The sequence below is a fragment of the Autumnicola tepida genome (assembly GCF_031846485.1).
GTDB classification, from domain to species: Bacteria; Bacteroidota; Bacteroidia; order Flavobacteriales; family Flavobacteriaceae; genus Autumnicola; species Autumnicola tepida.
Genome location: NZ_JAVRHQ010000035.1, coordinates 1 through 25,393, shown reverse-complemented (window position 1 = coordinate 25,393; position 25,393 = coordinate 1). Strand labels below are relative to the sequence as shown.

Here is a 25,393-nt window from a genome sequence, read left to right as displayed (position 1 = left end):
GAAGAATTGTACAGGCTGTCCCATCAGGGGTGCCTGTTTTAAAGGAAAGAATGAACGGGTTGTAGAGCGAAACCATACACTGGAACATTACAAGCAAAAGGCACGGGAGGATCTTTTATCTGAAATAGGTCAAGCCAAACTGTAAATGAGACGGCTTCTTTTATTGCCTCCTTTTAGAAATCAATTTTAATCCTAACTTTGCCGCATGAGCGATTCAACAAGAATATTTGGAATAAGGGCTGTAATAGAAGCCATAGACAGTGGGAAAAATATCGATAAAATTTATCTTCAAAAAGATCTTTCCGGGAGCCTTATAAAAGAATTAGGGCAGAAGATAAACAAAGGCGACTACAATATTTCTTACGTTCCGGTTGAAAAGCTCAATAAACTAAGCAAGGGAAATCACCAGGGAGTTGTGGCCACCATATCGCCTATAGCATTTCAATCCATTGAGGAAATAGTGGAAAAAGCTTTCAGTCTTACCTCCAATCCTTTGTTCCTGCTACTTGACCAGCTTACAGATGTACGCAACTTTGGAGCTATTATAAGAACCGCAGAGTGTTGCGGGGTTAATGGAATTATTATACCTGAAAAAGGAGGAGCACCACTTAATGCAGATGCTGTAAAAACCTCTGCCGGCGCCGCTTTTAGTGTACCTCTTTGCAAGGTAAACCATATCAAGGATGCCTTATTTTACCTGCAGGCTTCCCAGGTCCAGCTTATTGCGGCAACTGAGAAAACAAATACCAGCGTTTATGATTTAGACCTTAAAAAACCTACAGCAATAGTAATGGGCAATGAAGCAAAAGGCGTTAGCAACTCAATCCTGAAAACTGTAGATTACAAAGCAAAGCTGCCACTGTTGGGCAAGATAGAGTCACTAAACGTATCTGTGGCTTGCGGCGCCATTCTATATGAAGTGGTAAGACAAAGGATTTCTCCGGAAATGTAAATTTAATTGCCTGGGAAAAATACCTACATACATGCCAGGAATTCAATTCTCTTTATTCTCAGCATCTTTGTAGAAATAGCGATAATTGAACCCCTGTTCAGCTTCATTATTATCATCTACTGTCTCATTGCTTTCCCCTTCCGGGAACTGGGGGAATTCTATAAAATTCCCATTTTCATCAAAGTGCCTCATAAACTCATCTTCTTCTTCCCTGTACTCCGGCTGCTCCCATTCGTATTTTGGCGCTTTCGCAATATTGCTTTTATAAATAAGTGAAAGAAAAAAACCTGTTACCAGCCCCGCAAGATGTCCTTCCCAGGAAATTTCAGGATCTATTGGAGTCACATACCAAAGCATTCCGCCATAAAGAAATACCACGATAAGCGACAAAGCGATTAACCGGTAATGCTTTGAAAAAACACCTTTAAAAAACAGGAAAGAAGCCAGTACATAAATTACTCCGCTGGCACCTATATGCATGGCAGGCCTTCCGATAATCCATGTGATTAAACCTGAAAATAACAGTCCATACAACAGAATTTGCCAGCTGATTTTCCTATAGAAATAGAAAAGGCTCATGGAAAGCACAAATAACGGAATGGTATTATTGAAAAGATGTTTTATTCCGCTATGTATAAACGGAGAAAAAATAATACCTCGCAGCCCTTCCAGGGTTCTGGGACGTACGCCAAATTTCGTGAAATCAAAACCAAATCTGATTTCGAACCAGAAGACAATCCAAATAACAAGCACGAAAAAGATTGGATATCCCACCACTCCCGGAGAGAATACAAACGGATTAGAAAGATTAGGTTGATGTTTCATGCTAAACCAATATTACAAAAAAGCATCCAAAACCAATCAGGATGATAATTTGTCATCATAATTACTAATTTAGCAGCATGAATGAACCATTAGCAGAACGTTTACGGCCTAAGAAATTAGAAGATTACTTGAGCCAGCAGCACCTGGTTGGACCAAAAGGAGCTTTACGGCAGCAGCTAAAGCAGGGAATGATACCTTCCATGATCTTCTGGGGGCCTCCCGGTGTGGGAAAAACCACATTGGCCAACATTATTGCCACAGCATCTGAGCGGCCTTTTTTTACCCTGAGTGCCATTAGCAGCGGTGTAAAAGATGTGCGCGAAGTAATAGAAAAAGCTAAAAAAAGTGACGGCCTTTTCACCACCAAAAGCCCAATACTTTTTATTGATGAAATTCACCGCTTCAGTAAATCCCAGCAGGATTCACTATTAGGTGCGGTTGAAAAGGGCTGGGTAACATTAATCGGGGCTACTACAGAAAATCCCAGTTTTGAGGTAATTTCTGCACTTTTGTCCCGCTGCCAGGTTTATATTCTGAAACCCTTTACAAAGGAAGACCTTATTGCATTGCTTAAACGCGCAATGGTGGAAGACAGGACAATTGCTGCAAAAAAGGTTCAGCTAAAGGAAACGGAAGCGCTTTTAAGGCTTAGCGGAGGCGATGCACGTAAACTCCTGAATATCTTTGAACTCCTGGTTACTTCTTCTGAAGAAGGAACAGCAATCACCAACGACCTTGTTTTTGAAAAAGTACAGCAAAACACAGTGCTTTATGACAAAACAGGGGAACAACATTACGACATCATTTCCGCATTTATTAAATCCATCCGCGGAAGCGACCCCAACGGGGCAGTCTATTGGCTGGCCAGAATGATAGAAGGAGGAGAAGATGTGAAATTTATCGCCCGCAGGTTACTCATCCTGGCCAGCGAGGATATAGGCAATGCCAATCCTACGGCTCTTGTAATTGCCAATAACACATTCCAGGCGGTAAACACGATTGGTTATCCTGAAGCACGCATTATTTTGAGCCAGTGCGCGACTTACCTGGCCACTTCTCCAAAAAGTAACGCCGCATATATGGCAATTAATGAAGCGGTGAGTCTTGTAAAAAAAACAGGAAATCTTTCTGTGCCTCTAGCCATTAGAAATGCTCCCACAAAACTAATGAAGGACCTTGGCTACGGAAATAATTACAAATATGCCCACAACTATGAAGGCAATTTTGCGCAGGAAGAATTTTTGCCTGAGGAAATCAAGAACACCATCCTTTATAATCCCGGGCAAAACCAGCGGGAGAACGCCCAGCGGGAATTTTTAAAGAAGCGCTGGAAGAACAAATATCCTTATTAAGCCTTTACCAAGCAGCAGCTTTAAAACTTCAAATATCGTCCTTCAAAACCTGTACTTATTCTGTAGAAAAATTAATCCTGAAGTGTATAAACCGCTTTTACCGTTTTGTTCTTATTCCGGTCGAAGAATTCCACCACCAGGTCTCCGCCTTCATCAAAATAGGCCAGCCCCTGTTTATTTATTGAAGAATAAATAAACGAATTCTCCTTTTCAGATTTTATTAAAGCGGCAAAAGGCTCCGCCATTCCTTTTTGATAAAAAGCATAGCCATCAGCGGTTTCCTCAAGGTAGTATTCAGCATTATCTAACACATAGATATTGCTATTTGAGACAGCATTTTCAGCAGCCTCTTCCTCCACTACTTCAACCACTTCAACTTCTGCATCTTCCTGTTCTTCTGGTAAAGCTTTTTGCTCTTTTTGAGGAGTATCGCTAGCCACCTCCCCTTCCACAGCAGGCACAGGAGTTGCTGTTATCACTGCTTCGCTATAATCGTAGCCTTGCTCTTCAAGAGATGTAAAAGCATCTCTTAAGGCTTCATGAAATGCTGTTTTAAAATCCTTTTCCCTGCTCCGTCCTTCTTCAGATTGAAACACCACCTTATCGTAGCAATCCCTCAGGACGAGCGTTAATTTGGTTACGAATAAGCCGGAGTCATTCATTACATCTGCATATAAAGCTTTGCAAGGGTTTCCCTGGAGTTCGGCCGGCTTCTCTGCAGACTTCATCACCGTCTCAAAACCGTACTTTTGAAGTAAGAATTTAGTTAAAGCATTTAGCTGATATTCATTTTTGGAATCGGAAAATTCAAAAGATTCCGGCACAATTACATATCTATAATTATTGAGGCTTTGTGCATTTCCGGTAAAGAAGCAAAGCATTAAAAGAGAGACAAGAAAAATATTTTTCATGTTGTTACTATTTAAAGATGACAGCATTTAGTAAAATCAGCCGCCGGTTAAATGAAATTAATAATGGCCCTTGCGCTTGTCAAATATAAGCTGTAACCCAAACTGAAGGGAAGTACTGTTGGCCTTTGCTAAATTAGCAAAAGCCAGTAAATTATTAACGGCAAGATAAACATTAAAGTTACCAAAGCTGCGGTGCGCCATAAGGCCAAGGTTGGCAAGAGAATATTTATCTACGCTGTACATTGCCCTGAAACCGAATTTCTCCTTTATAAGTTTGTCATAATAAGCTGAAAAAGCCATTGTAATTCCTCTGGGCCGGTTCACACCCGAAAAAAGCACCCCAACAGAATTCATATACCTTACTTCTTCCCGAAGACGATAATTACATGGAACAAAGGCCCGCCCAAAACCAAATTCCATAGAAGTATTGAACTTGATGGGACGCCAGGTGGTATAAGGATCGTATAAAGTTTCATCCTGCAGGTTCTCATCAACTTCATCTTCAAAAAGGTCCCAGTAAGGAATGGCCTCCTCATTGTTTTCCACCTCAGGGAACAAGGGTTCCAAGCCCTGGGTTTGATAATCGCCATAATAATGATAATTCTCCACATCACTCCGCTGGAACATCACTCCTATGTCGCTCACCGCCCCGGTTACCTGAAATTGTTCAGTTACATTGTAAGTAGCGCCAATATCCAGCCCTACGCCTATATTTCCGCCAAGAAGGGAACGCTTCAGCAAATCCAGTGCTGCTTGATCTACCGTATTGTCTTCCTCATCACTTAAAGATGCAAAACCTGATGTTTTTACCATTACATCAATAAGGGAAGCATTTTGGGTATAGATCCCGTTTCCATTCTGATTAAAAGTGGTAATAAAAACTCCCTCATTATCTGTACTTTCCACGTTAAAAATCCCCGAGTAAAGTTTAGCCCTCGCGCCAACCGTAAGGCGATCATTAATCTGCCGGTTGTATCCAATGTGGTAAACCGCAAGGACCTCTGCCGTAAAAGAAGCCTGCGAAAAATCGAAAGGCTGGTTGATGTAATTGCTATTCCCTTCATTTACAAGAATGGCCAGGTCTTTTGGAAAATATGAAAAGACATCAGTTTCCTGGTAAAGCCCCACAGAAAGATAATCCCTTCTATTCAACTTCCAGCCGAGGGACAAAATTTCCCATTGTTCATTTACTGAAAAATAATCCTGCGGAGTAAGGTTACGAATGGCATTTCTCACCCTTAGATTCACATTTGGATTGGAATCGTCGAATATATCAAAAAGGGTAACCCCTGTAGAGCCCGCTGCAAAATGAATTTGCGAAAAAAAAGGTATTCCCACGTGCCCCCGAAAGTTTATTTCGGCGCCGGGATTGCTCATAAGGCTTTGTGGAAGCGCATCTACATTATATAATAGCGGCTTGTTCTGTGAAAAGGAAAATTTAAAAAGAAGTAAAAAAATAACAACAAGAAGTCGCCGCATATCTAAAACTCAAACTTGAAAAGTCCTTTTGAAGCAAATTCAAGATCACCTTTAAAATCTTCTTGATTTGGCTGGACTTCAAGTTCTACAACCATAATAATTGAATTCTTTACCTGTGCAATTCGCTCCTTCCCCATTACTTCAACTCTTTCGGTTGTTACCGGATTATCTTCACTTCCTGGTGAAACGAGATAATTAATACTAAATTGTTTCCTGCCCGAGGCTGATAAAAAATGTACTTTACTCGAAAAGACCTGCGGGAAGGTATTAATATTTCTGAAATAAAACTCTGCAGATTCCAAATCATTTTGAACGTAATCGTCGTCCAGGAACTCCAGCCGGACCGTATCACGTATTAGCGTTCGCATTTGATTGGTTTCAGGATCTACAAAATCTGATTTATCCACCTGGTAAAGCACCAGGTTTGTCTGAATATCGGGGCTTAGGCTAATATCCTGTGCCTGCGAAAGGTCTACATCTTTTACACAACCTGCACACATCACCACCATCAGAACCAAAATAAAGTTCTTAAAGATTCTTAAACGCTCACTCATAGACATCTGACTTAGAGATTACTACTTTGCGGGCGAAGTTAACAAAACTTTATACTTACAAAAACTTAATAAGTTCTTTTAACGTTTTAATCTGCCTCATGGCGGCGGTAGTAGTATTCTGATGATAGTCAAAATAGATGGAATGTAGCCCGGCATTTTCAGCACCAATGATATCAGCTTCGTAATTATCACCTATCATTACTGAATTTTCTGCAGAAGCTGCGCTTTTTTCAAGGGCCTTTTTGAATATTAATGAATGGGGTTTTTTCACTCCGGCTTCTTCTGAAGTGGTGATGGTATGAAAGTATTCCAGAATACCAGAAGTAGCCATTTTCTTACGCTGCACCTCTTCGAATCCATTGGTAATAATATGAATTTTGTAACTGGACTTCAGGTATTCCAGAATTTCAACAGTTCCCAGGAGAAGATGATTGTTTTTTGGCAAATATTCAATATAATCATCTGCAAGGCTGTTCACCAGGTCATCATTGGCTTCAAAATTTAATATATCAAAGCTATCTTTTAACCTTCCATACCTTAGCACTTCCTTGGAAACCTTGTTATTGCGGTATAGTTCCCAGTATTTTAAATTGATACTGGAGTAAACCTTTAGGAAATCCTGCACGCCAAGCCCAAGATTCCATTTTTTAAAAATGTCACCAAAGGCCAGTTCAGAATTTTTATCAAAGTCCCACAAGGTGTGATCCAGGTCAAAAAATACGTGCTCTATATTATTCAATTTCATATATCTGCTTCAAAAGATTGTAATAAACAGCTGGCCTGGAATATTCTGAAAAATCCTGGTTTTTGAAAATCGCCCTGAAGGTCCCACCCACTTCCTTTACCTGGTTCAGCGCTTTTTTAACTTCTGCATATACATGTTCTTCCCTGGCTTTCTCATAAATCTCCGAATTAAATACATAAGGATGCAACAGGAGAGGCGTGGTAACTTCCATATTAATATCATAAAACAGAAAAGGCGTACAGGTGCCTGCTCTAAATCCCATAGCATCGGGATAACCCATTGAAAAATCGTTATGTACCTCAAGTTCTACCAGGTTATTATAGTTCTCCGGCAAGCCCAGGTCGTGGCGGGAATTTAATACATACTCCAAGGAGCTATGTACAATATTTTCCATACGTATTTTTTCAGTCCTCAGGCTTTTCAAATCCCTTACCGCATAATAACCCTGCAGCAAACCGACTTTCGCATAATCTCCCACATATTTTATGACCGACCTGCCTGGAATGCGGTTATAATTAATATTGCGGTCATGTATACTGAAATTACTTAGCTGAAACATGAAAAACATCTTTAGCCTATAGGCTTTTATAAAGTCTATAAGCTCCCCGAAAATATTAAACGGATCATTTTTAACCCTAAACGCTACTTTTATACGATCAAAGACCTTGTTGAAGTTAAATTGAAGAAGATCCCGGTTAAGCCCGGCAATACTCCGCAGCACCCCTTTATTTTTATAAGCGAAAATATTTTCCACAGCCATAACGGCATTGGCTTCAAAAATCCTGGGCTGAAACTCTATATCGGGAAATCTTTCTTCCAGTACCTTTCTAAACTTTAGCGCCCATTTATCCACCACAGGGGAAGAAAGAAAACCTTCCTGGTAAGCCAGACTTTCTGAAACCGGAAAGCGCTCTGCTTCATCTTTTACGTGGGGTACATACTCCTCATACCTACTAAGAAGATAAAATGAAGCCGCAAAAATATCAAAAGGAAGGGCGCTTGCTTCAGGAACTGAAAAAAAGCATACACTATCCTCCCAGGGCTGTACTTTTATTTCAACTTCAGAAAAGCCCTGCTCGGTTAAAAGGTCTACCTTTTGAATAAAAAGTTCTTTCCCCAACGGCTGCTTTCCGTAAGACAATTTCATGCCTTCATGGGCGATAAATTCCTCAATTTTTGTGGTAAATTTTATCGAAATACCCAAAATACCCGTACACACATGTTTAAAAACGTATATTATTCTGGGAGTTATTTTTTGGGTATAAATGAGTAACATCAGGAAAAATTAAAGGATACCTTCGTCTGCAAAGCTAAAATAGGATTTTTCAGTAACAATAATATGATCCAGCACTTTAATGTCCAGGCTCCCGGAAGCCGTTTTTAGTTTAGCGGTTAGCTGCCTGTCTGCCTCACTGGGTTTGAGGTTACCGGAAGGATGGTTATGAGTAAGAATAATAGAGGTAGCACCAAGTTCCAAAGCTTTCTTTAAGGTTATCCTTACATCAACCAAAGTTCCGGTGATGCCGCCCTTGCTCAATTGCAGCTGTTCCAGGACCTTATTAGAATTGTTGAGATAAATAATCCAGAATTCTTCATGCGGAAGTTCTCCAATTACAGGTTGCATGAGTTCAAATACCGAATGACTGGAAGTAATTTTCTTCTTTTCCAGGGCCTCCTCCAACCTTCTCCTGCGGCCAAGTTCCAGAGCGGCCACAATACTTACTGCCTTGGCCTCTCCTATACCGTTAAAACTACATAATTGACTTACTGACAGCCGGCCCAGCTCACTAAGATTATTTTGCGTGGAAGCCAGTATCCTTTTGCTTAATTCCACTGCACTTTCCTTACGATTTCCTGAACCAATAAGAATAGCTATAAGTTCTGAATCGCTAAGGCTGGCCCTGCCTTTTTGCAGCAATTTCTCCCGCGGGCGGTCATCTTCTGCCCAATTTTTTATACTGAATGTTGCACGGTCCTTCTCCATTGTGTTAAAGATATAAAACACTTCCACACCAGTACAGGATAGTTACTGAAAATGAAGCAATTATTTCAGCCAGTCTTTAACTTCTTCAAAATCCAGCCCCCCATAATTGCCGCTGCTCATAAAAAGCAAAGCAGAATGATCAAGATTAAGACTCCTCAGTTTTTCATGCAGTTTTTCAGGATTGGTAAAAATACTAAGCTTCTCTTTTTTAAAAGCCGAAGAAATTTGTGCTTCTGAAATATTCTCTAATTTTTTGAGTTTTACAGCATCGGGGGAATAAAACACAATAGCCTCATCTGCTTTATCCAGGCTGTTTTCGTAATGTTTTAAGAATTCCGCATTCAGGCTACTATAGGTATGTAACTCCAGGCATGCAATTAACTTCCTATCATGAAACTGCTCTTTCACGGCAGCCGTGGTAGCTTTTACTTTGGAAGGGCTGTGTGCAAAGTCTTTAAAAATAACCGCCGAGGAAGACTCCGCTACTTTTTCCAGGCGTTTGGAAGCACCTCTAAAAGTGGCGATGGCTTCGTAAAAGTCATCTTCATCAATCCCCATATGCTGGCAGATCCATTTCGCACCGGCGAGATTATTTAAATTATGACGACCGAATATTTCCAGGGGCAGCTCTCCTTCGGGAGTATCCAAAAACGTATGCCCGTCTTCAACATGATATTCCGGTGTCTGGTAAGGATGTTTACGGATAGGATTAGTGGTTTCTTCAGCAATACGTTTAATTTCAGGATCTTCTTCATTATAAACCAGGATACCTCCGTTAACAATGGAAGCCACAAAAATTTCAAACTGCTCTACATAATCGCGATAAGTTGGGAAGACATTAATATGGTCCCATGCGATACCGCTTAATAATGCGATATTAGGCTGATAAAGATGGAATTTAGGCCTCCTGTCTATCGCAGAAGACAAATATTCGTCTCCTTCAATTACTATAAAATCGTTTTCTTCAGTTAAATGAACAGAATTGGAATAAGCGTCCAGAGCAGCCCCCACCATAAAATCCACCGGTTTTTCGTGATAGTTCATTACATGCAGGATCATGGATGTAATACTGGTTTTCCCATGGGAACCACCAATAACAACGCGGGTTTTATTCTTTGACTGCTCATACAGGAATTCAGGATATGAAAAAATTTTTATGTCCAGTTCCTTGGCCTTTTCAAGTTCAGGATTATCTGCTTTGGCGTGCATGCCCAGGATAACAGCATCTAAATCTTCAGTAATTTTCTCTGGGAACCATCCGAATTCCCGGGGTAATATATCATGGTTTTTAAGTTTTGACAGGGAAGGCTCAAAAATAGCATCATCACTGCCGGAAATTTGATAACCTTTTTCTTTTAAGGCAATAGCCAGGGCATGCATTGCGCTGCCGCCAATTGCTATAAAATGAAGTTTCATAAAAGCTAAATTTCAGCAAATATACTTATTTAAGAATGAAGAAACTGGTATTAGATCATATCCAGAAGCCGCTTTTTAAGATCTGCTGCCTCTTCAAAACCCGGCTCTACAGCAAGGGCCTTATTAACATTTTCAAGTGCTTTTTCATTATTCTTCTGGTATAGCTGCACTTCAGCCATTTTTAAATAAGCCCATTTTGGGGATTTCAGGTCCTTATATCCGTAATTTTCGATATAGGTTTTCAATAGCTGCAAGGAAAATTCAGGCTGAAGCCGGTATTCCACAGCCATTTCAGCAAGCTCATAATTCAGATAATTCCGGTCAAGAAGCTGAGGCTGCTCTGCGGCAATTTTTAAAGCTTTAGAAATGCTTATGCCCGCTTCCCGCTTTTTTTCCTTTTCAGCATATATAAAAGCCTTTGCAAGCCAGGCATCCACTGCATTAATTGCAGTAAGCTCCCTCTGATATTTCGCAGCCAGTTCCTCATCTCCACCAAGAATGGCAGGTAATTGCATATGCAGCTCAACCAACGCCCGCCGCGACGGCGCATGCATGGAATCCAGGCGGGCAGCCTGGATAAGATGCTTCTTTATATCTCCCAGTAAAAATGCCGCGCTAAACTTTGAACCATTTAGCGCTTTTAAACCCATAGCGCCTCCCAGTTTGAAATGATAATCAGCGGTTTCAGGATATTTTACAACCAATTCTTTATACCTGGAAATAGCTGTATCCCAATCTTTTTTAAAACTGGCAATATCCCCTAAATATTCCATTGCTTTTTCCTGCTCCCTATTTGCCCAAAATATCTTTTCAGCCTTATTTATTTCGCCGTTTTCCAGATACTGTACTGCACCTAACAAATCAGCCTGAGCGGCAATTTTTCCGGTAAAAACAAATAGAAAACAGATAAAAGTCAGGAAGTGTGTCTTCATATTATAAATATTTGTTAATTTTATCAGTCGGCCTTACATTTTTAAAAGAAGAGTTATCAACAATTTACCGGGAGCTTTTAATAATTTGCCGATAAATGTTAAAGCCAGTACTTTTTCGACCCTCCATGTTAAAAATTATTTTAATATTTGCGATACTTTTTAAAAATGAGTTCAAACCTAAACTTAAAAGTTGAATTTAACACCTAGCCTATGCAAAATTTTACTTTAGGTAGAAAAGGAAAGATTTTTTCCTTCTTTGCCTTTATTTTATTAATCGGAACTTTCCCCTCTTTTGGACAGACGGGAAATTGTCCCACAGTTGGTGACGATGATGCCTCTACAGGTGGTAATCAACAGTCATTTTGCTATTTATCCACTGTTGCCGACCTTGATGGTACAGCCGCAAGTGGAACTACTTTAAGGTGGTACCGCAGCGAAACAGCCACCACCCCAATTCCCTCAACAGAACTTTTACAGGATGGCACCTATTATGCAGGAAACGCTGATGGTTCCTGCACCACCCGCCCTTCTGTAACTGTAGATGTAGATGATTATGGCGCTCCGGAGCCAAGCTTTGGGGTAGTGTTCTCACCCTGTATGTACAGTACTACAGGTGCAAACACTGTTGCAGAGCTTATTGAGCTTGTGGACGGAAACGATGTAGAAGTTTATACAGAGGAATTCAGTGGTTCACCCCTGGCTCCCGGAACAAACTTAACCCCGGAAACAAGTTACTATGTTGGACAGAGAAATCCTGAAACAGATTGCCCAACCAGCAGGGTTGCTGTTCGTTATGATCCTATAGCAGTTCAGCCACCTTCAGGTGAGGCAGAGCAGGTTTTTTGTGACGGGGCAACTGTGGCAGATCTGCAGGCCAGTGGGACTAACAGATGGTATAGCACCGAAGATTCCTTCCCTGCTTTAGATCCCTCTACTCCGTTGGTGGATGGGGAATCTTATTTCGCCACTCAAATTATAAACAGGGTTAATTCTCCGGAACCTCCCTGTGAAAGTATTGCACGTCTTCAGGTAAATGTGACCATTCTGGATGCAGGAGAAGATAATACGGACAATACCTTATGTGTTTCTGAAGCTGATTCCCAACTTAATACTGTAACCAATGCCCGCGCATATTTTGAAGGACTTTTAGAAGATGGCGTACCTACAGGAGGTAGTTTTTCTCCTTCCCTGCAGAGTATTGTAGACGGCTATGCTAACAATCCGGTAGGAACTTACCAAACCAGCTACACGGCTACTTTTGATATTGGTTGTACCGATACAGTACTTTTAGGAGTTAATGTTCAGGAAGATCCCAATGCGGGACAGGATACAGACGTAACCATTTGTGAGAGCGACATCCAACCTTTACTTGCTTTAGAAAATCTTCCGGTGCCTGTGTTAATTACAGCTGCAGAAGAATATTTTAAGGATTTTATTGATGATTCAGGAATTGATGATTCAGGAGAATTTTCGCCATCGATAGAAGAGGTTTATAATTCTATCATTGCAGATGCTGAAAATAATGCCTTCCCACAAACCTATACCGTTACTTACACTGTAGATAATGAAGGCTGCGTGGCCTCTTCCACCCTAAACCTTACTATTGAAGACGCTGCCAATGCAGGTTCAACTGTTGCAGATCCCATTGAACTTTGCGAAACCCAAGTGGAAGATCAAGGGATTTTTAACAGCGAAGACAGTCTTGCAGGTTTTTTTATAGACAGGCTGGGAGCTGAAGATACCGATGGCACTTTTTCTCCGGCCCTAGGTACTCTCATAACAAACTATAATGATGGAATTGATGGTGCTTCTGAGGATTTTACCACCACCTATACTGTAGAAAGAACAAATTGCGACAATGCTTCTGCCACTATAACCTTAACTATTAATGCAGCTCCGGCAGCAGATGCAGGAACAATTACTTCTCCGGAACCTTATTGTTCTAACGACGGGGTTATAATACTTGCAAATTTACTGGATAGTTCATCTATACCAGGTGGAACTTTCTCCAGTGATGATGCCGATGTTGCAAATGGTACTTTTAATCCTTCTACTGAAGGAGCCGGGGAACATGTAATTATTTACACGGTAAGTGAAGAAAATCCTGAGCTTTGTGTAACAGGAACAGATACTGCCGAGTTCATTATTACTGTAAATGACACTCCAAATGCAGGACCTGGCGGAGATTTCAATTTCTGTGTTTCACAGCTGGAAGATATTTTTTCCAGCCCAGATGCGCAGCAGGCACTATTAAATGAATTCGGAGGTTCTTATGACGCAGGTGGAGAATTTACTCCAAGCCTACCCGCCCTGGCGGCCCAGTTTGCTGCAACCACCGCTTTCCCTGCCACCTTTAATGTGGAGTATTCTGTAACCAATGAGAATTGTGACGATTCCGCTGCTTACCAGATTACAGTAACAGAAACAAGAGAGGCAAATGCCGGTAGTGACGTAGATGATATTACTTATTGTACTACAGATGCAGAAGTTGATCTTTTCTCTCTCCTTTCTGATGATGCCGATGCCATAGGTACTTTTGAAGGCTATGACGGAGGGACTTTTGATCCTTCAGTTGTGGGCGCAGGAACATATACTTTTAACTACAATGTTCTTGGTGACGGAGAATGTATCACAGGATCTGATTCCGCAGTAATTACTATTGAAGTATTTGAATCTCCTGATGCAGGAACTACTGTAAATGAAGTGGTTTGTATTTCGGATGTTGAAAACATCAGCACCACTGAAGATGCAGTTGCTTTCTTTAGCGCTTATTTAGATGGAAATGCAGATATGGATGGAACATTTGAACCTACTCTGGAAACTTTAGCTGCTCAACTGTTAGCTAACCCGGTTGGAACTTTTGAAACCATTTATACTGTAGCTAACGATAATTGCTCTGCAAGTTCATCTCTAAGTATTACTGTGAGAGACGAAATTGAAGCTGATCTCACTGAAGTAGCCAATCCAGCTCCAATATGCCAAAACGCAGGAATCCAGGATTTGACAGACTTTATTGGAGACAATCCGGACTTCGGAGTTTTTGAAGGCTATGAAAATGGGACATTAGATCCGGGAGTATTGACTGCTGGGGATTATGAGATCACCTATTCCTTAGATGAGAGTACAACAGAATGTGTAACAGGTTCTGCTTCTATCACCTTTACAATAAGCATTGTAAATTCTGCCCTTGCAGGATTTGATGAAGAGGTTACAATCTGTACAAATGATGAGATTACAGACCTTTATTCTTATGTAGCAGATTTTGCTGATATGGATGGTACTTTCACCTATAATGGTGAAGAACTGGAAGATGGAATGTTTGATCCTGCAATGTACACGCCGGGAACTTATCAGGTTGTATATACCGTGCCATCTGAAAATGATTGTGGAGAAGATACCGCCACTTATACTATCACGCTTTCTCAATCTCCGGATGCAGGAATGGATGGTACTATGGAAGTTTGCCAGAATGCTGAGATGCAGGATCTTTACAACCTGCTTGCAGAAGATATTGCTACCACAGGAGAATTTTCGCTGGATGGGGAAGTAATTGAAGAGGGCATGATGGATCCTTCAGCCTTTGACGCAGGAACTTATGATGTTCTTTATACAATATCTAATGAGAATTGTTCAGACTCTGCAATATTTGCCGTTACAGTTCTTGACGCTGCAAACGCAGGAGAAGATATGGAAGTTACCTACTGTATGAATGATGGTGCACAGATGCTTTTCGACGAAATCTCTGTTGACGCCGATGCCGATGGAACTTTTACCCTTGATGGCGAAACTCTTGCAGACGGGATATTTGACCCTGCAGCTTATGAGGCAGCTGAATATGAAATCATTTATACTGTAGAATCTACTACAGATTGTGAGGATAGCAGCGCAACAATTACTGTTACCGTAGCTGAGACTCCTGCCGCGCCAACAGTTACAGATATGACCTTCTGCGCTAGCGAAGGTGCCACTGTAGCCAATTTGGACGCACAGGGAACTAACCTTGTATATTATGCAGATATAGAATTGAGCCAGCCTTTAGCTATGGATGAGCCTCTTGCTAATAACACTCCATACTATGTAACACAAATTGCTGATGAAGGCGGATGTGTTTCTGAAGCTGCCGTAATAATGGTAGCTATTAATGACGCTCCTACTCCAACAATTAATGAAGATGAATTAGAACTTTGTGAGTATTATGATAATACGATTGAAGATCTAAGCGCTGCCATTAATGAAACTGGAGATGTTACCTGGTATGCTTCAGCTGAAGGCACAGATGTTCTTAGTGAGAATACTCCTCTTGAAGACGGGGTAACTTACTTTGCGACCCTTACCGATGCTACAACAGGTTGTGAAAGTTCTCAAAGGCTGTCTTACACCGTTGCTCTTGAAGAGTGTGCGCTGGTATTCCCTGAAGGAATTTCTCCTAATGGTGATGGAAGGAACGACACCTTCTATGTAGATAACATCGAATTTGATTATCCAAATCATACGATTCAAATTTTCAACAGATGGGGCAATACCGTTTATAAAGGAAAAGCCTCTGAAGATAATGCCTGGGATGGTACATCCAATCAATCAGGAAGCCTTGGAGACGGCGTGTTACCGGTAGGAGTATATTTCTATGTGATTGATTTCAATGATGGAGTAACCCCTCCGCAACAAGGTAAAATTTACCTAAGCCTATAGTCTAAAGGATAAACTAGAAAGAAATGAAAAAAACAGTAATTAAATATTTAATATTTGCAGGCATTATCCTTTTTTCTCTAAAGGGAATGTCTCAACAAGACCCCTTATTCACTCAGTACATGTATAACATGAGTGTAATAAATCCAGGTTATGCCACAGATGATCCCGGCATGTTAAACCTGGGTGGTATATACAGATCTCAATGGCAGAATGTTGACGGTGCTCCAACCACCGCCAACTTCTTTGCCCATACTCCAATAAATGAAAGAGTGGAATTGGGATTAACCGTTGTTCACGACGAAATAGGCGGTTGGATTAAGGAAAATAACATCACTGCAGATTTCGCATATGTTCTTCCTGTAAGTGACAACAGCAAACTGTCTTTTGGAGCTAAAGGAGGGCTTACCACCTTTGATTCCAATACTTCCGGAATTATAGTCAATGATCCGGACGATCCTGCTTTTAACAGCTTTAATGAAGTATTCCCGGTATTTGGGGTAGGTGCTTTCTGGTTCGGTGACAACTATTACTTAGGGGTCTCCGCGCCAAACCTGTTCACTTCAAAACACCTGGAGAATGAGCAAGGTATACAGATGATAGGAGAAGAAAACATTCACTACTACCTTACAGGGGGATATGTTTTTGACATTAGCGAAGATGTACGTTTAAAACCTGCTTTTATGGTAAGAGGTGTGCAGGATGCACCGCTTACCGTAGATGCCACGGCCAACGTACTTCTATACGATAGACTGGAAGCCGGGATAGGCTATAGGTTTAATGAAACCCTTACCGGACTGGTAAATTTCAAAATTACCCCGCAACTACGCGTGGGTTACGCCTATGATCATTACACTTCAGATTATGCCGGTTTTGATGTTGGCGGTACTCATGAGATCATGGTGCTGTTTGATATCGACCTATTCGGCCTGACTAAAGGATATGACAAATCACCCCGATTCTTCTAAAAACTGCATAACATGAAAAATATATATAAAATACTTTTATTAACACTGGTAAGCGTTTCTGCTTTTGGACAGAGTTCCGAAATCAAAAAGGCCAATAAACTTTTTGTTCAAAGAGCTTATGTTGACGCCGCAGACGCTTACGAAGATGTGGCAAATAAAGATCAGCAGGTTTTACAAAATCTGGGTGATGCTTATTTCTACACCAACCAGATGGAAAACGCAGCCGAAGTTTACAGGCTGCTTTTCCTGAGACATGAAGGAAACATCGCTCCGGAATATCATTTTAGATATGCCCATGCTCTTATGGGAACAGACCAGTACGATGAGGCAAACCAGTATTTGAGCAATGCTATGGGAGAAAACGTTGATTTTTCTGAATTTGAAAAACAACTGGACACCGCGGTTCCTCATACCTACACCACAAATCAGATTATGAACAACAGTGCTTCGGCCGATTTTGGTATCTCATTCTATGGGGATAGAATAGCTTTTGCTTCTACAAGGAACCAGGAGCGCCCTATTTATCCATGGAACAAAAAGCCAACATTAGACCTTTACAGTGCCTCTATTGATGATGAAGGAGAACTTAACGATATTGTTCTTTTTTCAGATGAAATCAATACAGATGAGCACGAAAGTTCAGCTACTTTTACTCAGGACGGGATGACTATGTATTTTGACCGTACCAACGAAAAAAGGGTAAAAGACAGCAGCGGGATAAGAGTTGGCCACATCAGCATCTATAAAGCTGAAATGGTAGACGGCGAATGGACAAATATTGAAAAACTTCCATTTAGCAGCGAAGAATATTCCGTAGAACATCCAAGCCTTAGCCAGGATGGCAGCAAACTTTACTTCTCAAGTGATATGCCTGGTTCTACCGGTGGTTCTTTCGATATTTATGTTGTAGATGTAAATGAAGACGGAACTTTTGGAACTCCTCAAAACCTTGGAAGTGGCGTGAATACTGAACATCGTGAGCAATTCCCTTTTATAAGTGACGAAGATGTGCTATACTTTGCTTCAGACGGGCACCTTGGTTTTGGAAATCTTGATATCTTTAGAAGTGAAGACGATTTTTCTGAAGTTCAAAATCTTGGCTCTTCAATTAACAGCAACAGGGACGATTTTGCCTTTGTGATCAAAGAAGACCAGGAAGAAGGATTTTTCGCTTCTAACCGAAGAGGCTCAGACAATCTTTACACCTTCACCAGGGAAGACTATGTTCCTCCTGTGGTTGATTTTGAAGACAGGGAGACCAATATCGAAACTGGAAGACAACAATTGCGCGACGTTGGAAACATCTATTTCGATTTTGATAAAGCAACCATTAAGCCTGAATCTGAACCTACTCTTAACAAGGTGGTGGATATCATGAATAAATATCCAACTCTTGAAATCGAGATAGGATCTCATGCAGATGCCAGAGGAAGCGACCAGTATAATATGCAACTATCTGAAAGACGTGCGGCCTCAACCCTTGAATACCTTGTAGAACATGGAATTTCAAGAGACAGGTTAACTTCTAAAGGATATGGTGAAAGTATGCCGTTAAACGATTGTACTCAGCCAACAGGTTGTACAGCTGCTCAATATGCTAAAAACCGTAGAAGTGAATTTACAATTATGAATTAATTGCAGATTGCCAACTTACCAATCAAAATGAAAAGCCCCGGGAAATTCCTGGGGCTTTTCTATTTTTTCACTACTTTAACTGAAATTGGTTAATTTGGCAAACCAAATAAGGTTTTACAAAGGCACCTTTATTTGATACTTCTTCATCTGGATTAAAATATTAAAATAAAAGAGAACACCAACTACAAAAATATTGGTGTATTTGTGTAGAATAATAATGAAGTTGAAAACCGAACTTACTTTTTAAAAGACCTCAATTCCTTCTTAAGTTCTTCCATAGATTGTTGTAATTGCTGAAAAAGCCCATTTTCTGAAGGATTGTCTAAATTGAAAGTAAGCTTGCTGTTTACCTGCCACAATTCCTGGATCTCGTTTACCTTCACCTCAATAGGAAGATATTCCTCATTTAAAGAAATCAGCAGCATTTTTGATGGATCCGGTAATTTTTGAAGTTTCTTTACCAGCACAGAGTCATACAGCACAACCACGTAAACCTTATTATTGTTTACCTCATCCATACCTCCTATGGCTTTTCCCATTACCCATTCCCCCGGGCGGTAATTAGGCAACATACTATCCCCTTCTATCTGGAAACCACGGTAAGTGGCATTCCTGAACTCCGGCAACGGAATATCAAAGGCAGGTAACTGGTTGTACCATTCCACATCCTGAACATTATGCGGGTAACCGGCGGCAGCTTTCTGGTTTACCATTAGGATGTTTTCATTATCGGCGCTGTTCACGGTAACCACTTTGGGGCTTACATCGCCTTTGGCGATTTGAAGGTATTTCTGACCGCTGTCTCCAAAAAGCCATAAAGGATTTATCCCAAACTGCCGCAGCAATTCTGCCACAACTTTTCCGGAAAGCTTGGTCCTGCCCCTTTCAATATCTGCCGTGGAATTTTTAATTCCCAAAACTTCGGCAAATTCTGCCTGGGTAAAATTATTTTCCTCTCTAACTTCCTTAAAATGCTTAATTTCTATTGATGAAGATGTTCCCATAGTGCCGCTAATTTAGGAAATATTCCAACACCACAAGATATTGATGGATATATTCCTATGAAAAATTAGCCAAGATCTTTGGAATGCATCAATAATTTTCGGTAAATTCTCATATAAAAAGTATCTTTTTTTAACGTTACTAAAAAATATTATGAAGAAAATAAACACCCTACTGCTTGCTCTTCTTATTATCTTTTTAATTTCCTGCGACAAAGACCGGGATGATATTGACAATAACTATATCCTTCTGGAAATGCAGCAAAGAAATGAAATGCTGGAGTACGATAATCCAAATTTCGAACTTAGCCTTTACGGATATAATGAAACCGTTGCCGATGCCGAAGCCACTTTAATTGTAAGCCAGGATTTTGGAGCAGACGAGTTTCCGTTTACTGTTAGAATGGATATTCCTGCAGATCCTTACGCTGAAATTCCAAATATTGAAGATAATACCAATGCGAGGTTTTACATTACCATCCAATGGGATTCGGATGATAATGGGCAGAATTGTGCCGGGGATATAGATTTGGATAACAGCATTCAAAATGTTGGCCTCATTAATATAAACCGAAGGGATGCCCAGGATATATATTTGGGTACAATTCCTGAAACTTCTTCCTGCCAATAATATTTTTTGGAGCCTGGCAAACAAAAAACCCGCTTTCTTGGACTGAACCCCAAATAGTGTCTAACTTTTTGGGGCACTTCAATCTCAGCGGGTTTTCATTTATCAAGCCTATAATATAACTTTATGCTTCAGGGTCTAATCCTGCTTCAATCCTGGCAATAAGGTCCTGCCAATGGTAGCGAGTAATAGTATCTCCTGTACGATTTTTTCTCTGGTTAAGATCTGATTTCAATTTCTGAAGCTCCCCCCGCATTAAAGCCACAACATCTGTAGAAGCAATTTCCTCGTCTCCTTCGGCCTGTACCTGCTCCACATAATCTACCGCGGTATCCACATAAGCTCTTTGAAGGTTTCTGCGATAAGCATCTACTTCTTTAGATTGGTACAGTTCACTAAAAATTCCCTGCCGCAAATCCTTCATCATCTCTACGGCGGAATATACATCTTTGGAACTGCGCTGTTCATTTTCAAACATTCTCTTCAGCCTGTCTTCATCTAAAAGATAATCCAGGGCTCTGGATTGCAGGTTCTGCACTCTGTCTATAGCCCCGTCAGATTCAATTCGGTCAAGGATTTCATCATTCAGCAGCCATTCAGGAGTAGTAAAGGCATTAGAAGTTAAAAAATTTATGGCTTTCCTTTGCTTTCCCTGAGGCACGGCTTCATAAACCACCCCTTCCTGATCGGCGGTTTTCCTGGTTTCGTAAACCCCGCCAACATTTGTGATCACATGGTAAATATAGCCGCGCCACATATTTATTAATTCAGAATAAACCTCATCGAGTTCCTCGAACCCGCTGCCTTCCCTGGAAGTCCACTCCACGAGATTAGGAACTACTTTTTTTAAATTTGCCAATCCGTATTCGCTGGCCTTTACCTGGTCTGCTCCCAGGCTTTCCCGTTGTGCCTGTGGATCTACTCCGCCATAACCGCTTCCAAATTCATAAACAGGATCCCCGGCCTTTTCCAGAATCCAGGCATCCAAAGTGGTTTTTTCATCTTCAGGATTTTTTGCTTCCGGCAAATAGCGATAACCCCAGTTGATGGCATATAGGTCATAAGGCCCCATCATTCTTATAAACCTTACATCTTCATCCCCGGGTTGGGCTACATAATTTACCCGGGCGTAATCCATAATGGAAGGCGTAAGCCCATATTCCTGGGTAAAACTGGCTGAGCGTAAAGAATCGGTAGGATAGGCGGCACTGGCTTTCATGTTATGAGGTAATCCCAGGGCATGCCCCACTTCATGGGCGATAACCATGCGCATCATTTCCCCAATTTCAGCTTCCGGGGTATTTAAAGTCCTGGCCGCTGGATTTTGTGCGCCCGCTTCTATCATAAACCTGTTTCTATAGGACCTTAAATGATTATGGTACCAGATAATATCGCTTTCGATAATTTCTCCCGTACGCGGATCTATAACTGAAGGACCCATTGCGTTACGAGTGGTACTTGCCACATATCTTACCACAGAATATCTTACATCTTCCGGGCTAAACTCCGGGTCTTCTTCAGCAGTCGGCGGATCTTTGGCGATAATGGCATTTTTAAACCCGGCTTTTTCAAAAGCAACATTCCAGTCTTCAATTCCCTGCTTAAAATAAGGGCGCCATTTTTTAGGCGTGGCAGGGTCTAGATAATACACAATGGGCTTTACCGGCTCCACCAGCTCACCCCTTTTATAAGCTTCCATATCTTTTGGCACCAGGCGCCATTTCCTAATAATTTCGTATTCATCAGATTTAAGTTCATCTGAGTTATAATCGTATTTTTCCACCGTAAACCAGCCCACGCGGTCATCGGCAAGCCTTGGCTGCATGCGGTCTTCGGGAAGCAGCACCATAGACTGGTTCATAAGCATAGATATAGTTCCCGCCTGCCCCCTTTCCGGCGGTTCTTCAGCTTCATAAGTCATCACATGTTTTACCTCCACATTCTTGGGATAAGAATGGGCAGATTCTATATAAGACCTTGTTTTGTCCAGTTTTTTCACCTTGTAGCGCTTCCGCAGCGACGAAGAAAGCCCGTCTATGGCTGCTACTTCATCTTCAAAAAGGCTGCTTACATCAACAACCACCGCCGTAGAATCGGGGGTATAAGCTTTAACTTCTGCACTGTAAAGAATCGGAGAGAAATTGTTGGCCAGTACAGACTTGTAAATAGGCGATTCTTCCTCACTCTCGTTCTTAAAGCTAATCACCTTCACATCCACAAAATCGCCTCTTTTGGTCCAGCGTACCACCTGCTCGTTTACCTTGGAACCGGCATTAACATAGCCGCCGCCAAAACCCGAGGGTACTTTGGCAATCCTGCTAACCAGCAGCATATCTTTTTCCAGCAGGTCTAAGGGAATTTCAAAATAGAGTTTATCATCTACAAAATGAGTGGTGAACATGCCCTTATCACTCTTTGCTTCTGAAGTGATGAGCTTGTTGTATGAAGTTTTGCCGCTTTCTTCTTTTGCTGAAGCTGAAGCTGAAACGGCTTCCTGATCGTTCTTTTTACCAAACAGTTTACCCTGGCTCTGGCATCCCACAGAAATGGCAGCCACAAGCCCAACGGCAGTTAATTTCTTAATCATATTATTTTATAGTTTTATGTGCGAAGAGCAACAAACATACTAAATTTTAAGTGGATTACTTTCCGCTGAAGCCATACAGCAGTGGCTTTTATGAAAACTTCAAAAATGTAGTTTAAAAAAATAAAATCATTATTTTACAAGAAGTTTTATGACTATTCTGGAAATAGAAGTTTATCTCTTCTGTTGGAGAACCTTCCTGGCACACTCTACTTCGTAACAGGCCCTCATGAGCAATTGAAAGTTACCGCCCTGCAGAGCTTCTGTAAGCGCAATCATTTCCGGTACGTATCGGCGGGCGAAACCGGGATCGTTTTCAAGAATATCGTGTGTATTATCAATAACATCAGCCAGTTTAATGGTTTTTGCTTCCACACTTATTTTAGCCTGTCTTTCCACCTCCCGCTGCTTGCGTTTTTTACGGTTTAAATGCGGATATTTTTCCTTTGTAAATACATCGGTAAGCTCCTCCACCAGGCCGGCAATTTTTCTTCCGAATTTACGCTGTATATCCTGAATCGATACAGGAGTATCTTCCACCACGTCGTGCAGATATGCCGCACATATCATCTCTGAAGAGTGCGGAACAGTTCTCACAATTTCAGCCACCCGTTTTGGATGTTCTATATAGGCTTCCTTTGTATACTTCCGCTGCTGATCTCCATGTGCCCGGCGAGCGTATTCCAGTGCTTCCTCTTCCATCTTATTATTTTAAGATGAAATTACCGAATTTTCAGAAGTATAAAAGATACGGGGCAAGTAAAATTAAGCAGCATCATCTACCACAGCATTTAAAGTATCGTTAAATTATTTTGCCCGGGAATTTGATTTTGTAATTTCATTGCTACAGGATCCTCCCCCCTTGCCTGCCTGAAAATTATTATAAATCAATTAAACCAATCATTATGTTAGCAATGAATTTTCGAGGCCCGTTTAGAATACGTGCCGACCATGACCAGCCATATCCCGAAATAGAACATCCGGAAGATGCCATTGTAAGAGTTTTGCGTTCGTGCATTTGCGGCTCAGACCTCCACCTTTATCACGGGCTTGTTCCCGATACCCGTGTGGGATCTACTTTTGGCCATGAGTTCGTGGGTGAAATTGTGGAAGTGGGCTCTTCTGTTCAAAATGTAAAAGTTGGAGACAAAGTAATGGTTCCGTTTAATATTGCCTGCGGAAAATGCGCCTTTTGCAAGCAGGAGCTGTATGGAAACTGCCATGAGGCCAATGCGCAGTCAACCGCGGCCGGCGGGATTTTTGGATATTCCCATACTGCCGGTGGTTATAATGGCGGGCAGGCTGAATATGTTCGTGTCCCATATGCCGATGTTGGGCCTACTGTAATCCCAGACTGGATGGACCCAGATGATGCCGTGCTTTTAACAGATGTGGTACCAACGGGCTATCAGGCTGCTGAAATGGGTGGCATACAGGAAGGAGACACCGTTGTTGTATTTGGAGCCGGACCTATTGGAATAATGGCCGCTAAATGTGCCTGGCTTTTTGGAGCTGGCCGCGTAATTGTAATTGACCAGCTGGACTACCGCCTGGAATTTGCTGAAAAATACGCGCAGTGTGAAGTTTATAATTTTAAAATGCTGGAGGATCCAGTGGTTTTCATAAAAAAACAAACCGATTCCCTTGGAGCCGATGTATGTATTGACGCGGTAGGTGCTGAAGCCGCCGGCAATACCATGAACACGCTTATGGGTAGAAAATTATTGCTACAGGGTGGTTCTACCACTGCGCTGCACTGGGCCATCAATTCGGTTAAAAAAGGAGGAATTGTTTCTATTGTTGGTGTTTACGGCCCAATAGATGCTCTTGTACCTATAGGAAATGTGCTTAACAAGGGAATAACCATTCGTGCCAATCAGGCTTCTGTAAAGCGGCTTTTGCCAAGGCTTATAAAGCACGTGAAAGATGGTAATATAAATCCGAAAGAGTTAATTACGCATCGAATTCCGCTGGAAGAAGTCGCAGAAGGTTATCATATATTTTCAAAAAAACTGGATAACTGTATTAAACCCGTTCTCATACCACCTTCGGCATAAAGAAAGTGCAGGGAAAATAAAGTGAGTACAAAATTCAAAATTTGAAGATCATGAATGAAGAAACCAATAACGAGGAATTTAAGAATAAACGTGGCGGCGACCATAGCCATATTAAAGGCTGGGGTGTAGATGCCGATCCTAAGAACGACCCTACCTACCCTATAAAAAAGCGTACGGATGAAGAAATTGAAGGCTACTCCTGGGAAAGGCCTGAACAACAGGAAACAGACATAGAAGTATTGCACTCCATCGAAAGGCCAAATATCACCGCGGTTTTTGGTACGGCGGCCCCACCATTCGGCCTAAGCGGGATGATTAGGAGGTATGCCTATACCAAAAGTGAATCCAGCTATGGAAGATGGCTGCCATTGGTTTTAGCCGACCGTGTTGGAATGGTAGAAGGCGTCCTGGACGATCTTAAACATGGCCATATCCCGAATATTTTCGCGGAAAGAGGATGGAAATCTGAATGGAAATATAACCGCAAAAATTTTATAGCGAAAACGGCTACAACTGTAGCCTTGACTTCCGCTGCCATTCTTCTGCTCTCCAGAAAGTCGAAGAAATAAGAAGGTAAATTTGAATCCTGAAGCTGCGTGCTTCAGGATTTTTTAATTTTGAGATGACCTTTTGAAAATATACCTGGTTATAAAGATCCCGCTACCATCCTCTTCGCCAGCATAA

Annotated in this window: 21 protein-coding genes; 9 read left to right on the top strand and 12 right to left on the bottom strand. The window is 41.3% G+C overall.

What is annotated here, in order from left to right:
• The coding region (locus RM553_RS19760; protein ID WP_432271477.1) for a transposase at positions 1-145 on the top strand (145 nt) is incomplete at its 5' end.
• Between the two features lie 60 nt (positions 146-205).
• The gene (rlmB, locus tag RM553_RS18360; RefSeq protein ID WP_311536425.1) at positions 206-952 is read left to right on the top strand and encodes a 23S rRNA (guanosine(2251)-2'-O)-methyltransferase RlmB; all 747 of its coding nucleotides are present in this window, start codon (positions 206-208) and stop codon (positions 950-952) included.
• Positions 953-994: 42 nt separating this feature from the next.
• Here rlmB and RM553_RS18355 read toward each other — a convergent pair whose 3' ends face one another.
• Complete coding sequence (locus RM553_RS18355) at positions 995-1,777, bottom strand: rhomboid family intramembrane serine protease (protein ID WP_311536424.1); 783 nt, start codon at positions 1,775-1,777, stop codon at positions 995-997.
• A gap of 77 nt (positions 1,778-1,854) precedes the next feature.
• Here RM553_RS18355 and RM553_RS18350 point away from each other — a divergent pair, with 77 nt between their 5' ends.
• On the top strand, positions 1,855-3,129 hold the full coding sequence (locus tag RM553_RS18350) for a replication-associated recombination protein A (RefSeq protein WP_311536423.1): 1,275 nt from the start codon (positions 1,855-1,857) through the stop codon (positions 3,127-3,129).
• Between the two features lie 71 nt (positions 3,130-3,200).
• On the opposite strand, the gene RM553_RS18345 is transcribed toward RM553_RS18350, so the two are convergent.
• From RM553_RS18345 to RM553_RS18310, 8 genes are read right to left on the bottom strand one after another with little or no spacing between them, the layout of a single operon-like run.
• Positions 3,201-4,040, bottom strand: coding sequence for a hypothetical protein (locus RM553_RS18345; RefSeq protein ID WP_311536422.1), 840 nt, complete (start codon positions 4,038-4,040; stop codon positions 3,201-3,203).
• A gap of 57 nt (positions 4,041-4,097) precedes the next feature.
• Positions 4,098-5,519, bottom strand: a complete 1,422-nt coding sequence (locus tag RM553_RS18340) for a DUF5723 family protein (RefSeq protein WP_311536421.1) — start codon at positions 5,517-5,519, stop codon at positions 4,098-4,100.
• 2 nt (positions 5,520-5,521) lie between these two features.
• Positions 5,522-6,073: a hypothetical protein gene (locus RM553_RS18335; RefSeq protein ID WP_311536420.1), complete on the bottom strand. Its 552-nt coding sequence runs from the start codon at positions 6,071-6,073 to the stop codon at positions 5,522-5,524.
• 55 nt (positions 6,074-6,128) lie between these two features.
• Positions 6,129-6,818 carry a YjjG family noncanonical pyrimidine nucleotidase gene (locus RM553_RS18330; protein WP_311536419.1) on the bottom strand — a complete coding sequence of 230 codons (690 nt, stop codon included), beginning with the start codon at positions 6,816-6,818 and terminating at the stop codon, positions 6,129-6,131.
• Complete coding sequence (locus RM553_RS18325) at positions 6,805-8,094, bottom strand: polysaccharide deacetylase family protein (RefSeq protein WP_311536418.1); 1,290 nt, start codon at positions 8,092-8,094, stop codon at positions 6,805-6,807. The genes RM553_RS18330 and RM553_RS18325 overlap by 14 nt, the downstream gene beginning before the upstream one ends.
• 9 nt (positions 8,095-8,103) lie before the next feature.
• Positions 8,104-8,802, bottom strand: coding sequence for a RadC family protein (gene radC, locus RM553_RS18320; RefSeq protein ID WP_311536417.1), 699 nt, complete (start codon positions 8,800-8,802; stop codon positions 8,104-8,106).
• Positions 8,803-8,862: 60 nt separating this feature from the next.
• Positions 8,863-10,218: a UDP-N-acetylmuramate--L-alanine ligase gene (locus tag RM553_RS18315; protein ID WP_311536416.1), complete on the bottom strand. Its 1,356-nt coding sequence runs from the start codon at positions 10,216-10,218 to the stop codon at positions 8,863-8,865.
• 50 nt (positions 10,219-10,268) lie between these two features.
• Complete coding sequence (locus RM553_RS18310) at positions 10,269-11,150, bottom strand: tetratricopeptide repeat protein (protein WP_311536415.1); 882 nt, start codon at positions 11,148-11,150, stop codon at positions 10,269-10,271.
• A gap of 210 nt (positions 11,151-11,360) precedes the next feature.
• Between RM553_RS18310 and RM553_RS18305 the strand changes: the two genes are divergently transcribed.
• From RM553_RS18305 to RM553_RS18295, 3 genes are read left to right on the top strand one after another with little or no spacing between them, the layout of a single operon-like run.
• Positions 11,361-15,839, top strand: coding sequence for a T9SS type B sorting domain-containing protein (locus RM553_RS18305; protein ID WP_311536414.1), 4,479 nt, complete (start codon positions 11,361-11,363; stop codon positions 15,837-15,839).
• 23 nt (positions 15,840-15,862) lie between these two features.
• Complete coding sequence (locus RM553_RS18300) at positions 15,863-16,804, top strand: PorP/SprF family type IX secretion system membrane protein (RefSeq protein ID WP_311536413.1); 942 nt, start codon at positions 15,863-15,865, stop codon at positions 16,802-16,804.
• Between the two features lie 12 nt (positions 16,805-16,816).
• Positions 16,817-18,439, top strand: a complete 1,623-nt coding sequence (locus tag RM553_RS18295; RefSeq protein WP_311536412.1) for an OmpA family protein — start codon at positions 16,817-16,819, stop codon at positions 18,437-18,439.
• 236 nt (positions 18,440-18,675) lie between these two features.
• On the opposite strand, the gene RM553_RS18290 is transcribed toward RM553_RS18295, so the two are convergent.
• Positions 18,676-19,443 carry an XRE family transcriptional regulator gene (locus RM553_RS18290; RefSeq protein ID WP_311536411.1) on the bottom strand — a complete coding sequence of 256 codons (768 nt, stop codon included), beginning with the start codon at positions 19,441-19,443 and terminating at the stop codon, positions 18,676-18,678.
• Between the two features lie 151 nt (positions 19,444-19,594).
• Here RM553_RS18290 and RM553_RS18285 point away from each other — a divergent pair, with 151 nt between their 5' ends.
• On the top strand, positions 19,595-20,071 hold the full coding sequence (locus tag RM553_RS18285; RefSeq protein WP_311536410.1) for a hypothetical protein: 477 nt from the start codon (positions 19,595-19,597) through the stop codon (positions 20,069-20,071).
• A gap of 121 nt (positions 20,072-20,192) precedes the next feature.
• Here the strand turns inward: RM553_RS18285 and RM553_RS18280 are convergent, their stop codons facing one another.
• Positions 20,193-22,655 (bottom strand): zinc-dependent metalloprotease, encoded by a 2,463-nt coding sequence (locus RM553_RS18280; RefSeq protein WP_311536409.1) that lies wholly within the window; start codon positions 22,653-22,655, stop codon positions 20,193-20,195.
• A 171-nt stretch (positions 22,656-22,826) separates the two neighbouring features.
• Positions 22,827-23,354: an HD domain-containing protein gene (locus RM553_RS18275; protein WP_311536408.1), complete on the bottom strand. Its 528-nt coding sequence runs from the start codon at positions 23,352-23,354 to the stop codon at positions 22,827-22,829.
• A 203-nt stretch (positions 23,355-23,557) separates the two neighbouring features.
• Between RM553_RS18275 and RM553_RS18270 the strand changes: the two genes are divergently transcribed.
• Positions 23,558-24,709, top strand: a complete 1,152-nt coding sequence (locus RM553_RS18270) for a zinc-dependent alcohol dehydrogenase (RefSeq protein ID WP_311536407.1) — start codon at positions 23,558-23,560, stop codon at positions 24,707-24,709.
• A gap of 50 nt (positions 24,710-24,759) precedes the next feature.
• Complete coding sequence (locus RM553_RS18265; protein WP_311536406.1) at positions 24,760-25,278, top strand: hypothetical protein; 519 nt, start codon at positions 24,760-24,762, stop codon at positions 25,276-25,278.
• The last annotated feature ends 115 nt before the right edge of the window (positions 25,279-25,393 follow it).

Excerpts from the sequence above, each read along its gene's own strand:
- rlmB (WP_311536425.1), top strand. The coding sequence starts at position 206 with ATGAGCGATTCAACAAGAATATTTGGAATAAGGGCTGTAATAGAAGCC.
- RM553_RS18355 (WP_311536424.1), bottom strand. The coding sequence starts at position 1,777 with ATGAAACATCAACCTAATCTTTCTAATCCGTTTGTATTCTCTCCGGGA.
- RM553_RS18350 (WP_311536423.1), top strand. The coding sequence starts at position 1,855 with ATGAATGAACCATTAGCAGAACGTTTACGGCCTAAGAAATTAGAAGAT.
- RM553_RS18345 (WP_311536422.1), bottom strand. The coding sequence starts at position 4,040 with ATGAAAAATATTTTTCTTGTCTCTCTTTTAATGCTTTGCTTCTTTACC.
- RM553_RS18340 (WP_311536421.1), bottom strand. The coding sequence starts at position 5,519 with ATGCGGCGACTTCTTGTTGTTATTTTTTTACTTCTTTTTAAATTTTCC.
- RM553_RS18335 (WP_311536420.1), bottom strand. The coding sequence starts at position 6,073 with ATGAGTGAGCGTTTAAGAATCTTTAAGAACTTTATTTTGGTTCTGATG.
- RM553_RS18330 (WP_311536419.1), bottom strand. The coding sequence starts at position 6,818 with ATGAAATTGAATAATATAGAGCACGTATTTTTTGACCTGGATCACACC.
- RM553_RS18325 (WP_311536418.1), bottom strand. The coding sequence starts at position 8,094 with ATGTTACTCATTTATACCCAAAAAATAACTCCCAGAATAATATACGTT.
- radC (WP_311536417.1), bottom strand. The coding sequence starts at position 8,802 with ATGGAGAAGGACCGTGCAACATTCAGTATAAAAAATTGGGCAGAAGAT.
- RM553_RS18315 (WP_311536416.1), bottom strand. The coding sequence starts at position 10,218 with ATGAAACTTCATTTTATAGCAATTGGCGGCAGCGCAATGCATGCCCTG.
- RM553_RS18310 (WP_311536415.1), bottom strand. The coding sequence starts at position 11,150 with ATGAAGACACACTTCCTGACTTTTATCTGTTTTCTATTTGTTTTTACC.
- RM553_RS18305 (WP_311536414.1), top strand. The coding sequence starts at position 11,361 with ATGCAAAATTTTACTTTAGGTAGAAAAGGAAAGATTTTTTCCTTCTTT.
- RM553_RS18300 (WP_311536413.1), top strand. The coding sequence starts at position 15,863 with ATGAAAAAAACAGTAATTAAATATTTAATATTTGCAGGCATTATCCTT.
- RM553_RS18295 (WP_311536412.1), top strand. The coding sequence starts at position 16,817 with ATGAAAAATATATATAAAATACTTTTATTAACACTGGTAAGCGTTTCT.
- RM553_RS18290 (WP_311536411.1), bottom strand. The coding sequence starts at position 19,443 with ATGGGAACATCTTCATCAATAGAAATTAAGCATTTTAAGGAAGTTAGA.
- RM553_RS18285 (WP_311536410.1), top strand. The coding sequence starts at position 19,595 with ATGAAGAAAATAAACACCCTACTGCTTGCTCTTCTTATTATCTTTTTA.
- RM553_RS18280 (WP_311536409.1), bottom strand. The coding sequence starts at position 22,655 with ATGATTAAGAAATTAACTGCCGTTGGGCTTGTGGCTGCCATTTCTGTG.
- RM553_RS18275 (WP_311536408.1), bottom strand. The coding sequence starts at position 23,354 with ATGGAAGAGGAAGCACTGGAATACGCTCGCCGGGCACATGGAGATCAG.
- RM553_RS18270 (WP_311536407.1), top strand. The coding sequence starts at position 23,558 with ATGTTAGCAATGAATTTTCGAGGCCCGTTTAGAATACGTGCCGACCAT.
- RM553_RS18265 (WP_311536406.1), top strand. The coding sequence starts at position 24,760 with ATGAATGAAGAAACCAATAACGAGGAATTTAAGAATAAACGTGGCGGC.